The following is a 12,172-nucleotide window of genomic DNA, read 5'->3' on the forward strand; positions in this document are numbered from 1 at the left end:
CGTACCAGGAGCCGTACAGGGCGCGCTCCCGCTCCACCAGCAGCGGCATCGCGTCCGAGACCGTGACCAGCTCCCGCAACGGATACCGGGCCAGCGGCTCCGTCACCTCGGGGGCCAGCGCCGCCGCGAGCCGCCAGGCGGCCGGGCGGTCCTCGTCCCGCAGGGCCGCCACCGCGTCCAGCACCGGCCGCCGCCGCGCCTTCGGGACACCGGCGGCGGCCCGCTCGTACAGCAGCGCGCCCTCCGCCAGGACCAGCTCGGTGTCGAGGCCGGCCGGGATCTTGATCCCGGCGTGGTGCCGCCAGGTGGTGAGCGGGTCCGACCAGGCCTCCACCGTGTAGGTCCAGCGGCCGGGTTCGCCCGCGGTGACGGTGGCGCCCCAGCGGTCGGTGCCGGGCGCGAGTTCCCGCATCGGGGTCCAGGGGCCGGCCCGGCCCGCCGGGTCCCGCAGGACCACGTTCGCCGCGACGGCGTCGTGGCCCTCCCGGAACACGGTGGCCGACACCTCGAACGACTCCCCGGTCACGGCCTTGGCGGGCCGGCGGCCGTGCTGGACCACGGGGCGTATGTCGAGGACGGGGATGCGGCCCACGGTGGTGGCCGCGTCCGGGGAGGAGCGCTCCCCGGCGGCGGACGGACCGGCGGAGCCGGCCGGCGTCACGCCTTTCCTGCCCGTACTCCGCTTCTCTCCTGCCTTGGCCTTGCTGCTTGTCGGGGGTCCTGACGAGTGGTGCGTGGCGGGCATGACCGCTCCTGTCCGCTTCAACGTGGGTGTGGGCGGAGGAATATGGGGAGGTGGGTCCTGCGGATGTGCTGTGGTGCGCCTGTGGGGTGTGTACCGAGGAGCCTTCCCACCCGGTTCGGGTGGGCAATCCGGCACTTTGTTAACTACTCACGCGTATGTCTACACACAAGACCGGTCCTTTTCTCCGGGTGCCCGGTGACCGGGTTCTGACGCCCCCTCGACACCACCGGCGGGTATGTCCCCACCGACCGCGCGGTAACCACTACCGTCGAAGGTGACGACGAGACGCACCTGGCCGTGCGTCTCACCCCGCGACGCGTCCGAGGTGGAAGTGAAGGCGATCCGTCGGTTCACCGTCCGTCCCGTTCTCCCCGACCCCCTCCGGCCGCTGAGCGATCTGGCGCGGAATCTACGCTGGTCCTGGCATGCGGAGACCCGTGATCTGTTCCAGTCCGTCGATCCCGTGGCCTGGGCCGCCTGCGGCGGCGACCCGGTGCGGCTGCTGGGCGGTGTGCGGCCGGCCCGGCTGACCGAGCTGGCCGGGGACCGGCGCTTCCTGCGCCGCCTCACCGCGGCCGCCGACGACCTCGACGACTATCTGACCGGCGACCGCTGGTACCAGAACCAGTCGGACGGCCTGCCCGCCGCCGTGGCCTACTTCTCCCCGGAGTTCGGCATCACGGCCGCGCTCCCGCAGTACTCCGGCGGCCTCGGCATCCTCGCCGGCGACCACCTGAAGGCGGCCAGCGACCTCGGCGTGCCGCTGATCGGCGTGGGCCTGCTGTACCGGCACGGCTACTTCCGCCAGACCCTCTCCCGGGACGGCTGGCAGCAGGAGCACTATCCGGTGCTCGACCCGAACGAACTGCCGCTCGCCCAGCTGAAGGAGGCCGACGGCACCCCGGCAGCGCTCTCCCTCGCCCTGCCGGGCGGCAGGGCGCTGCGCGCCCGGATCTGGCTGGCGCGGGTGGGCCGGGTGCCGCTGCTGCTGCTGGACTCGGACGTGGAGGAGAACGACCTCGGCGAACGCGGGGTGACCGACCGGCTCTACGGCGGCGGCAGCGAGCACCGGCTGCTCCAGGAGATGCTGCTCGGTATAGGAGGTGTGCGGGCCGTCCGGACGTACTGCCGGCTCACCGGGCACCCGGAGCCGGAGGTGTTCCACACCAACGAGGGCCACGCCGGCTTCCTCGGCCTGGAGCGGATCGCCGAACTGTGCGCGGACGGACTCGGTTTCGACGCGGCGCTGGAGGCCGTGCGCGGCGGGACGGTGTTCACCACGCACACCCCGGTCCCGGCCGGTATCGACCGCTTCGACCGGGAGCTGATCGGCCGGCACTTCGGCCAGGACGCCGAACTGCCCGGCATCGATGTGCAGCGGATCCTGGCCCTCGGTATGGAGACCTACCCGGGCGGCGAGCCCAACCTGTTCAACATGGCCGTGATGGGGCTCCGGCTGGCCCAGCGGGCCAACGGGGTGTCGCTGCTGCACGGCAAGGTCAGCCGGGGCATGTTCGCGGGACTCTGGCCGGGATTCGACGCCGATGAGGTACCGATCACCTCCGTGACCAACGGGGTGCACGCGCCGACCTGGGTGGCGCCGGAGGTGCTGCGGATCGGTGCCCGGCAGATCGGGGCCCAGCGGGCCGAGGACGCGCTGTCCGTCGGCGGTTCCGAGCGCTGGGACTCGGTCGCGGGCGTCCCGGACCAGGAGGTCTGGGAGCTGCGCCGCCTCCTGCGCGAGCGGCTGGTGCTGGAGGTGCGGGACCGGCTGCGCGCGTCCTGGCGGCAGCGCGGCGCCGGCGACGCCGAACTGGGCTGGATCGACGGGGTCCTCGACCCGGACGTGCTGACGATCGGGTTCGCGCGCCGGGTGCCGTCGTACAAGCGCCTGACGCTGATGCTGCGCGACCGCGACCGGCTGATGGAGCTGCTGCTGCACCCGGAGCGGCCGGTGCAGGTGGTCGTCGCGGGCAAGGCGCACCCGGCGGACGACAGCGGCAAGCGGCTGGTGCAGGAGCTGGTGCGCTTCGCGGACGACCCGCGGGTGCGGCACCGGATCGTGTTCCTGCCCGACTACGGCATGGCGATGGCGCAGAACCTCTACCCGGGCTGTGACGTCTGGCTGAACAACCCGCTGCGGCCCCTGGAGGCGTGCGGCACCAGCGGGATGAAGGCGGCGCTCAACGGCTGCCTCAACCTCTCGGTACTGGACGGCTGGTGGGACGAGTGGTTCCAGCCCGACTTCGGCTGGGCCGTCCCGACCGCCGACGGCGCCGGCACCGACCCCGACCGCCGGGACGACATCGAGGCGGCGGCCCTGTACGACCTCCTGGAGCAGCGGGTCGCGCCCCGCTTCTACGAGCGGGGCCGGGCCGGGCTGCCCGACCGCTGGATCCAGATGGTCCGCCAGACCCTCTCGCTGCTCGGCCCGAAGGTGCTGGCCGGCCGCATGGTCCGGGAGTACGTCGACCGGCTCTACGTCCCGGCCGCCCAGGCGCACCGCGCGCTGACCCCGGACACCGCCCGGGACCTGGCCGAGTGGAAGGCCCGGGTGCGGGCCGCCTGGCCGGGGGTGAGCGTGGACCACGTCGAGACGAGCGCGACGACGGCCACGGCGGAGCTGGGCACCACCGTGGGGCTGCGGGTCCGGGTGGGCCTCGGCGATCTCGGCCCCGACGACGTGGAGGTGCAGGCGGTGTCCGGCCGGGTGGACGCGGAGGACCGCATCACCGACGCCACGGTCGTCCCGCTGAAGCCGACGGGCGCCCCCGACCTGGACGGCCACCGCCTCTACGAGGGCCCGCTGTCCCTGGACCGCACCGGCCCCTACGGCTACACGGTCCGCATCCTGCCCGCCCACCGCCTCCTCGCCTCGCCGGCGGAACTGGGCCTGGTGGCGGTCCCGCCGCAGGACGCGGTGACGGGGGCCGGGGTGCTGCTGAGGTGAAGTGGACCGGCGGGGCCGCTAGCGGGCGTCGAAGGGATCGATCGCGTACGACTCGTGGATGCTGAGCAGGCGGCACTCGCCGGTCGTGCCGTGCACCGAGACCTGACAGGGACCATAAAGGAAATACTTGCGGTCCCTTGTGTCGATGTATTTCGCAGACTGGAAGGCGAAGTAAAAGAATTCACCCTTCTGCGCCTTGCACTCCTCTTCTGGGAACATGGCGACTTCGTTGTCCCAGTCGGCGGTCAGTTGCCGAATGTAATCCGCTGCAATGCGTTCCGCTTGCTCCATCGAGTACATCAGTGCGTCCTCATCAGCTTGAAATCCTTGAAGTACATGGGATCGACGAAACCAGTCTGGACGTCGATGAAAAGTACTCGATTTTGATGGTTCACGACGTTGAACACATGGCCGGGAAGTCCCTGGATGGGAGACTCGCCCGCGACTATACCGCGGGCCCCATGGCCCGAGTTCCGCATGTGGTCGACCATGCCCCAGAAGCTCGTGTCGTGGAAATTTCCTCCGTAGACGCTCTCCAGCCTTTCGAGGGACTGTGCTCCTCCAACATGTCCTGGCGCGGGATGTATGCCCTCTCCGCGCATATATCGCTCGTATGCCTCGACGACGTATGTGCAGTTCATGTTCCCACCTTCAGGATTGAACTGCTTCGCCAGATCGGGATAATGCGGCGTCTCGTACGGCTTGGGTGGGATCGGTGACTTCTGTGGAGCGAGTCCGAGAGGGTCGCAGGAAACAGAGGGCCGGTCCACATAACCGACGGGATTGGCTGCCGGGGCCAAGCCGAGGGGGTCCAGGCTCACGTACCGGCCGACTTCGGGGTCGTAATACCTGAGGTAGTTGTAGTTGAGGCCCGTCTCAGCGTCGAAGTACTGTCCGGGGAAACGCAGCGGGGTGTAGGCGTGGCTGCGGACCGACCAGGACAGCTTTCCCCAGTTCGTGGCCCGGGCCCGCCAGGCGATCTCTCCGGACTCGTCGATCAGTTCGCAGGGAGATCCGGAGAGGTCGGACACGATCGCGAAGAAGCGGGTGTCGATCTCTTCCTGTGAGGCCGTCGCCATGGTCCTGCGCTCGCTCTGGGCGACCGCTTCGGCGCCGTTGAGGTGCCATGTCAGGGTGACCGAGTCACTCGAATCCCCCCAAGTGGTGGTCTGTTCGCACAGGGAGGTGCCGTCCCAGGCGAAGTCCACCCGCTCCAGTACGTCGACGCCGTTCTCGGCGATGCGCTGCTTGCCGACGCGCCTGCCCAGAGCGTCGTACTGATACCGCCACACCGTGCCGTCCGGAGTGACGACCTGGGTGAGCCGGTCCTCCGCGTCCCAGGTGTAGCGCCATGTCTCCGGCTTGCGGGAGAGCCGGGTCCTCTGGCGCAGCACCACACGCCCTGCGGCGTCGTGTTCGTAGCGAATCCGGCCGGCGCGCACGAGATCGGTGCCCTGGTAGGCGCGGTCGCCGCACCCCTCGTCGCCGAACTGCCGCACGGGCCAGTGGGCTGCCGTCTGGTTACCGAGCTGGTCGTAGGCGTAGGACTCCGTCCACTCGGCCCCGCTCACCCGGGTGGTCCTGCCCACCGGATCGAGGTCGTAGTGCCGCACGCCGTCCAGCAGGTCGTCGACCTTGGTCAGGCTGCCGTCCGCGCGGTACTCGTAGGTCCTCGCCTGGATACGCCGACCGGAGTGGTCCGCCGCCTGGGAGATCAGCCGGTTCATCTCGTCGAACGACCGGGAGATGCTCAGGGACTCCCCGAACCGACGGCCGACCTCGCGGCCGATCCGGTCGTACTCCAGCGCGATGCCGCGACCGTCGGCCGTGAACCGGTGGAGGTTCCCCTCGGGGCCGTACTCCCAGGCGCTGACGGCGCCCGACGGGGTCGTGCGTCCGGTCCGCTTCCCGAACTCGTCGTACCGGTAGGTGACTTCGCGGCCATTGATCCCCTCGGACACCAGGCGTCCGTGCCGGTCACGCAGGAGGGTGAGTTCCGCATGGCCGTTGCCGACAGAGGCGATCTGGTCGGTGAAGTCGTAGGTGTACGTCGACACCTCCCCGTCGACGCTCTTGCGGACGATCTGCCCCAGTTCATCGTGCTCGAACGAGACGACCTGGCCGAGAGCGTTCGTGCGGGAGACCAGCTCTCCGGCCGCGTTGTACGAGTACCGGACGATGCGCCCGCCGAAATCCGTCTCGCTGCTCAGCCGTCCGACCGCGTCGTACGTGTAGTTCCACGTCCGGCCCTGGGGATTGGTCACCCGGGTCAGGCGCAGTTCGTCGTCGTACGTGAACTCGTGACGCGAGCCGTCGGGCTCGACGCGCGCGGTCAGCAGGTCGAACTGGGCGTACTCGAAGCGGGTGACGCCGCCCAGCGTGTTCGTGTGGGTGAGGCAGTTCCCCTCACCGTCGTACGTCCACGCCTCCTCGGTCCCGTCCGGATTGCGGCGACGCGTGACATGACCCTCGACGGACCATTCCATCTCGCCGGTCGCACCGAACGGGTCCGTGATGGCCACGATGCGACCGAAGGCGTCCCGCCGGTAGCGCATGACGTTGCCCGCGTGATCACGTACCTCGACGGGCAGACCGGCGGAGTCGCAGCGTATGCCGGTCACCCGGCCGTACGGATCGCGCACCGCGGACAGATGCCCGCGCTCGTCGTAGGTGAAGGACGTCCTGCCGCTCGCCGAATCGGTGACCGACGTCCGGTTCCCGCGGTCGTCGAACTCCTGGCGTAGGGAGCTTCCGTCCGGGCGCACGACGCGGGTGATCAGTCCGCGGGCGTCGTAGGAGAACGCCGTCCGCCGGCCGTCCGGGCGGAGGACCTCCGTCAGGTTCCCCGTGTGGTTGTACCGACGGGAAACCGTACGCCCGACGGCGTCGGTCTCGGACAGCAGGCGGTGGAACCGGTCGCGGGTGAAGCGACGGGTGTGTCCTGCCGGGTCCACCATGGCCACGATCTGATGCAGGTCGTTGACGAGGTACCGGCGTGCGGCGCCCCCGCCGTCCACCGCCTCCGTGATCCGCAGCCCGGTCTCCGGGTCCCTCTCCTCGTAGGACAGGCGGAGGCTCATGTGCCCTTCCGTACCGCCCTGCGCGATGCACCGGTCCCGGTCGTCGTAGGCGTACGTGTACGCATGCCCATTGGTGTCCGTCCAGGACGTGACCCGGCCCGCCTCGTCGTATGTGAAGCGGAGCGGCATGCCGCAGGAGTTTGTGACCTCGGTGAGGTTGCCCTCCGTGTACCCGTACCGGATCAGCTGGAGATCGGAACCGTCCTTGCCTCCTCCGGCCAGGTGCAGGCCGGTGACCCGCCCGTCGGCACTCTCGACCCGCAGGCGGTAGCCACCGCTGTGGACGATGGCCGAGGGAACTCCGGCCTCGTCGTGCTCGAAGGTGATCCAGTTGCCGTTGCGGTCGTCGATCTGTTCCAGGACCGCCAGTCCGGGGCCTTGGTCGGCGAAGTGCCAGGTGTGCCGGGTCCGGGGGTCCGTGATCGTGTAGCCGCCGTCCAGCCGGTCCAGGAGGAGGCGGGGGCCGTGGCCGGGCGAGGTGGAGACGCCCGGTGCCGGGTGCGGGTAGGACAGGAGCAGGCCGTCCTCCGTGACCTGGACGACTCCCTCCGCGTCGATCTCGAGGCGCTGGTCCAGGGTGGAGGACCAGGACGGGCCGAACCAGCGGCCGACGCGGTACCCGGACTCGACGCGACGTGCGAAGACCAGGGGGAGTGCGCCGGGGAGGGTGACGTCCGTCTGCGGCAGGTACATCTTGCCGGTGGCAAGGTCGATCGGATCGGTGCCCCCGCTGTATACCGCCTCTGACTCCCGTGAGTGCTGCGCCGGGTCGTGGTCGACCGTCCTGCGGGCGGTCCTGCGAGCCCCTTGCTCCGCGAGTCCTTCCGCGCCTTCTTTCAGGCCGAGGCGTAGTCCGCCGCGGGCCAGGCCCGCGCCTTTCGTGCCGGCCATCTCGGGCAGGAGGCGGCCGAGGAACTCGGAGGGGTCTTTCTTGAAGCCGTCGACGGCGGCCCGGGCGGCGCGTTCGGGGTGGGCCGCGGTGGAGGTGAGGCCGGAGAGCGTCATGCTGACGTTCTGCATGTAGGCGGCCGGGTGGGTGAGGTTGTAGGGGTCGGTGGGGTTCAGGCCGCGGACGAAGTTGACCAGGCCGGCCGTGCCTTTGACCGCTCCGCCCGCGAAGTGGGTCAGTTCGGTGCCGGTGGCCTGGAAACCGTCGGAGAGGTCGCTGCCGATCCGGTCCAGCGGCGGCGGCTCGGCGGGGGCGTGGGCCAGGGCTTCCTTGACCTTGCCCTGGGCTTCACAGGCGGCGGTGTTGCGCTGCTTGCGGGCCTCGGCCAGCTTGTGGTGCGCGGCCTGGACATCGGCCTTGCCGGGGTCCTGGAACGTGCCGGGCTCGGGTCCGGGGTCCTCGCCCGCCTCCGTCTTCGCCTTGTACGACTCGACTTTCTCCCTGTGCGCCTCGAACGCCGCCTTGGACGCCTTCACACCCTTCTTGTAGAGCTCCACGGCCTCCTCGGCCTGCCCCTGCGCCCACTTCACGGTGTCGGCGTAGGACTCAAGCGCCGCGGCGGCCGTCTTGCACGCCTCGGCCGCATGGGCCCACCTGGCCGGATGCACACCGAACTTCTTGCGGAAGGCGTCGCCGCCCTCGCCCTTCCACCCCGAGGAGTCGACCTTCTTCAAACCCTGGCCGACCTTGTCGAACGCGCCGTGGAAGTCCCGCAGGTGCTTCGCGCTCCCACGGATCTTCGACGCACTGCCGTGGACGAGCTCGTTCGCCTCCTGCGTGTCACCGAGCTGCTGCTCGCCCGGCGTCGCACCCAGGTCGGAGGCGACCCCGTCGCCCCAGTCCTCCACCACATCGGCCCACTTGTGCGCACCGACGTAGTCCAGACCGTCACCGATCTTGTCCGTGGTGTAGTCGACGCCCTCGCCGAGAAGCTTCTTCCCCCCGTCCAGGAGCTTCTCGCCCCCGCCCAGAACGGAGTTGGTGAGGTCCCCGAGCCCCATCAGCCCGCACCGCCCTGCCGGCGCCCGTCCCCGTCACCGGCCGCCTCGCGCACATCAACCAGACCCAGGCCCGGCACCGGACCGATCGTGTGCGAGGTCATCACATCGTCGGCCGCGGCCTTCCAGCCCTCCTTGCTGTTGGCCCATGCCTGGTCGAAGGACTCCGCGCTGTAGTCCACGTCCCCGCCGAACGCACCGGACTCCGCGATCTCGCCCCAGCCCCTCTTCTCCACGTCCTCCTCGGACGCGTACGGATTACCGATCGCCGCATTCGTGGCGATCTTGAAGGTGCCCTCGACGTACTGGTCGGTCTCGTAGTACGTGCCCGCCGCCAGCCCCGTCTTCTCCGCGAACCCGTTGCCCTCGTTGATCAGCGACCGCACACCCCACTCCCAGCGCTCGCAGAACGAGCCGAACTCACCCGTCAGACCCTCATGACCCAACTCGAGCCCGGACAGCGCGAGATCGGAGAAACCACGCCCGGCCCCCGCCTCACCCACCATCCCCAACTCCTTCAGCTCACCCAGCGCATCCGTCAGACCCTTCGCGATCAGGTCAAGACCCTGCGTCTTCAGATCCTTGCCGCCGTCGGTCACCGTTCGTCCCCCGTCCCGCCCTCGACGTCCACCGCCACCGCGTCCGGCACCACCCCGCGCACCGGAGGAAAGACCACCCCGCCCGCACCGTCCGCGCAGTCCAGCGCCACCCCGCACGGCACCCCCACCGCCGGTACGGCCGCATCCAGCAGACGCGCCCCCAGCACCGTCCGGTACCGCCACTCCCGCACGGCCCCACCCCGCGCGAACGCGTAACGGGCCAGCGCCTGCTCATCGGAGAACGCCAGGATGAAACGGACACCACCCCGATCAGCGGTCAGCAGCCCGCACCCGACGTCGCCGTCCCCGTCCCCGCCCAACGGCACCAGGACCGCAGTACGACGGAACTCGCCCAACACGGTGGCGAAGGACCGCCGCAGGTCCTCGGGCCCGGCGGCGGCACCGGAGATCCCCGCTTCGCCGGCGCCGGCCATGTCCACGTAGTCGTACAACCGTGACCGCGGTGTTCGTGCCGCCGGCCCGGTGGCACCCCAGTGCTCATTCACGGCCGGATCATCACATCAGCGCGTTTTGGACCGCAACGCGAAGCGGGTCAGGGGGTGGCGGTTCGGTCATACTTCCGACAGGCCCGTGCACAGTCTCCTCAGGACCACTCCGCAGCGCCGGGCATAGGCGTGCTGGAGGCTCCGGGTGGCCGGGCCGCCCGCTCGGGCGTACCACTTCGCCGCCCTGCTGAAGGCGGCGACGGTGAGCCAGACGGTGCCGTCGCCGGTGCGGTCGACCACGAAGGCCTCCTCGCCGCATTCGGGGTGGCCTTCGAGGGTGCCGTAGGCCCAGCCGGCCCGGCGGGGCTCCTCGGCCGTCCAGATGATGCGGCAGGGGGCCTTGATCATGCCGGCCAGGGTGACCGTGACGTCGACGCCGGGGGCCGCGCGGTCGGCGCCGGCGGCTATGCCCACGCCGAGCGCGCGGTGCATCTCCCAGGTCAGGACCGCCTCGGCGGCCTGCTGGAACAGGTCGTGTCCCTCGCCGAGGCGGGTACGGACGAGCATGGGGTGGAAGCCGGGCGGGCAGACGGCCAGGTCGTCGCGGGTCGCGCCGACCGGCTCGTAGGTGAAGGGCGCCGAGGACATGGGTCACAAGCGTAGGGCGGTACCCGGGAGGCCTTCCTCCCGGGTACCGCCCTGGCTCGACCTGTCAGGGGTCAGCTGACGTTGACGGCCTTCCACGCGGCCGCGACGGCCGTGTACTCGGCGCTGGAGGAGCCGTACAGCGCGGACGCCGCGTTCAGGGTCGCCGTGCGGGCGGCCTTGTAGTTGGTCGTCGACGTCATGTACGTCGTCAGCGCCTTGTACCAGATCTGCAGCGCCTTGGCGCGGCCGATGCCGGAGACGGCGGAGCCGTTGTAGGTCGGCGAGTTGTAGGACACGCCGTTGATCGTCTTCGCGCCGCTGCCCTCGGACAGCAGGTAGAAGAAGTGGTTCGCGACACCGGACGAGTAGTGCACGTCCTTGTTGCCGACGGTGGAGGACCAGTAGTCCGCCGAGCCGCCGTCCTTGCTGGGCTTGTCCATGTAGCGCAGCGGCGTGCCGTCGCCGTTGATGTCGATCTCCTCGCCGATGAGGTAGTCACCGACGTCGTTCGGGTTGTTGGCCGCGAACTCGACACCCGTGCCGAAGATGTCCGAGGTGGCCTCGTTCAGGCCGCCGGACTCGCCGCTGTAGTTGAGGCCCGCGGTGTTGGAGGTGACACCGTGGCTCATCTCGTGGCCCGCGACGTCCAGGGAGGTGAGGGGGTTGGTGTTGCCCTCGCCGTCGCCGTACGTCATGCAGAAGCAGCTGTCGTCCCAGAACGCGTTCACGTACGCGTTGCCGTAGTGCACCCGGGAGTAGGCGGCCTTGCCGTCGTTCTTGATGCCGCTGCGGCCGAAGGTGTTCTTGTAGAAGTCCCAGGTCGCCTGGGCGCCGTAGGCGGCGTCGACGGCGGCGGTCTGGTCGGTGGAGGAGCTGGACGCGGAGCCGGTGCCCCACACGTCGTCGGCGTCGGTGAACAGCGTGCCGGTGCCGGAGGTCTTGCGGGCCAGGTTGTACGTCTTGTGGCCGCCGCGCGTACCGTCGGTCAGCTGGTACGTCGAGCCCGACTTGGTGGTGTTCAGCGTGACGGTGCCCGAGTACAGGCTCTTGCCGGTGCCGGTCTCGATGCCCTGGTACTCGTAGAGCTTCTTGCCGGTGGCGGCGTCGGTGATGACGTGCAGCTGGTTGGGGGTGCCGTCGTCCTGGAGGCCGCCGACGACCGTCTCGAAGGCGAGGACGGGCTTGCCGGAGCCGGCCCAGATCACCTTGCGGGCGCCGTCCGACGAGGCCTTGGCCGAGCCCAGGGTCCTGGCCGCGGAGACCGCCTGCTTCTCCGCCTTGGCGGCGGTGATCTGCGGCTTGAGCGAGGCCACCTTGACGGCCGACGTGGTCGCTCTGGTGACGCCCTCGGTCTTGCCGGACTTCGCCGTGTGGACGATCAGGTCGCCGCCGAGCACCGGCAGGCCGGCGTAGGTGCGCTCGTAGCGGGTGTGGACGGTGCCGTCGACGTCCTTGACGACGTCCTTGACGACCAGCTTCTCCTTGGCGCCCAGGCCTATCGCCCGCGCGGTGGTGGCGGCGCCGGACTGGGCCTGCTGGATCAGGGTGGTGCGGGCAGCGGCGGACAGCGTGGCCGGCGCGGCGGCCGGCGTCTTGGCGGCGGAGCCGGCCGGGGTCTGTGCCGTGGCGCTGGTGCTCACTCCGGTGGCGAGCAGGGCTCCGGCGGCGACAGCGGTGGCGATGGCCAGAGTGGTGCGCTTGTGACGCGTGTAGAGGGGGCTCACGCAAGCTCCTTCTCGTGGGGAGTCCGGTCAGCG

General features: G+C 70.2%; 8 protein-coding genes. 1 reads left to right on the plus strand and 7 read right to left on the minus strand.

Annotation, left to right across the window (positions count from 1 at the left end):
- A partial coding sequence (locus ACF073_RS24040) for a maltotransferase domain-containing protein (RefSeq protein ID WP_392073178.1) occupies positions 1 to 745 on the minus strand: 745 nt, incomplete at its 3' end.
- Between the two features lie 331 nt (positions 746 to 1,076).
- Here ACF073_RS24040 and glgP point away from each other — a divergent pair.
- Positions 1,077 to 3,695 carry an alpha-glucan family phosphorylase gene (gene glgP, locus ACF073_RS24045; protein WP_392073710.1) on the plus strand — a complete coding sequence of 873 codons (2,619 nt, stop codon included), beginning with the start codon at positions 1,077 to 1,079 and terminating at the stop codon, positions 3,693 to 3,695.
- Between the two features lie 18 nt (positions 3,696 to 3,713).
- Here the strand turns inward: glgP and ACF073_RS24050 are convergent, their stop codons facing one another.
- From ACF073_RS24050 to ACF073_RS24075, 6 genes are all read right to left on the minus strand, one after another.
- Positions 3,714 to 3,995: a hypothetical protein gene (locus ACF073_RS24050; RefSeq protein WP_392073180.1), complete on the minus strand. Its 282-nt coding sequence runs from the start codon at positions 3,993 to 3,995 to the stop codon at positions 3,714 to 3,716.
- Complete coding sequence (locus ACF073_RS24055) at positions 3,995 to 8,725, minus strand: putative T7SS-secreted protein (protein WP_392073182.1); 4,731 nt, start codon at positions 8,723 to 8,725, stop codon at positions 3,995 to 3,997. Before ACF073_RS24055 ends, ACF073_RS24050 begins: the two co-directional genes overlap by 1 nt.
- Positions 8,725 to 9,321, minus strand: a complete 597-nt coding sequence (locus tag ACF073_RS24060) for a hypothetical protein (RefSeq protein WP_392073184.1) — start codon at positions 9,319 to 9,321, stop codon at positions 8,725 to 8,727. The genes ACF073_RS24055 and ACF073_RS24060 overlap by 1 nt, the downstream gene beginning before the upstream one ends.
- Positions 9,318 to 9,755 carry an SseB family protein gene (locus ACF073_RS24065; RefSeq protein ID WP_392073711.1) on the minus strand — a complete coding sequence of 146 codons (438 nt, stop codon included), beginning with the start codon at positions 9,753 to 9,755 and terminating at the stop codon, positions 9,318 to 9,320. The genes ACF073_RS24060 and ACF073_RS24065 overlap by 4 nt, the downstream gene beginning before the upstream one ends.
- Positions 9,756 to 9,893: 138 nt before the next feature.
- Positions 9,894 to 10,415, minus strand: coding sequence for a DUF1990 domain-containing protein (locus ACF073_RS24070; RefSeq protein ID WP_392073186.1), 522 nt, complete (start codon positions 10,413 to 10,415; stop codon positions 9,894 to 9,896).
- Between the two features lie 71 nt (positions 10,416 to 10,486).
- Positions 10,487 to 12,139, minus strand: a complete 1,653-nt coding sequence (locus ACF073_RS24075; protein ID WP_392073188.1) for a M4 family metallopeptidase — start codon at positions 12,137 to 12,139, stop codon at positions 10,487 to 10,489.
- Positions 12,140 to 12,172: the final 33 nt, after the last annotated feature.

This window comes from Streptomyces sp. NPDC015171, from assembly GCF_043079545.1.
In the GTDB taxonomy this organism is placed as follows: Bacteria; Actinomycetota; Actinomycetes; order Streptomycetales; family Streptomycetaceae; genus Streptomyces.

Excerpts from the sequence above, each read along its gene's own strand:
- ACF073_RS24050 (WP_392073180.1), bottom strand. The coding sequence starts at position 3,995 with ATGTACTCGATGGAGCAAGCGGAACGCATTGCAGCGGATTACATTCGG.
- ACF073_RS24055 (WP_392073182.1), bottom strand. The coding sequence starts at position 8,725 with ATGGGGCTCGGGGACCTCACCAACTCCGTTCTGGGCGGGGGCGAGAAG.
- ACF073_RS24070 (WP_392073186.1), bottom strand. The coding sequence starts at position 10,415 with ATGTCCTCGGCGCCCTTCACCTACGAGCCGGTCGGCGCGACCCGCGAC.
- ACF073_RS24065 (WP_392073711.1), bottom strand. The coding sequence starts at position 9,755 with ATGGCCGGCGCCGGCGAAGCGGGGATCTCCGGTGCCGCCGCCGGGCCC.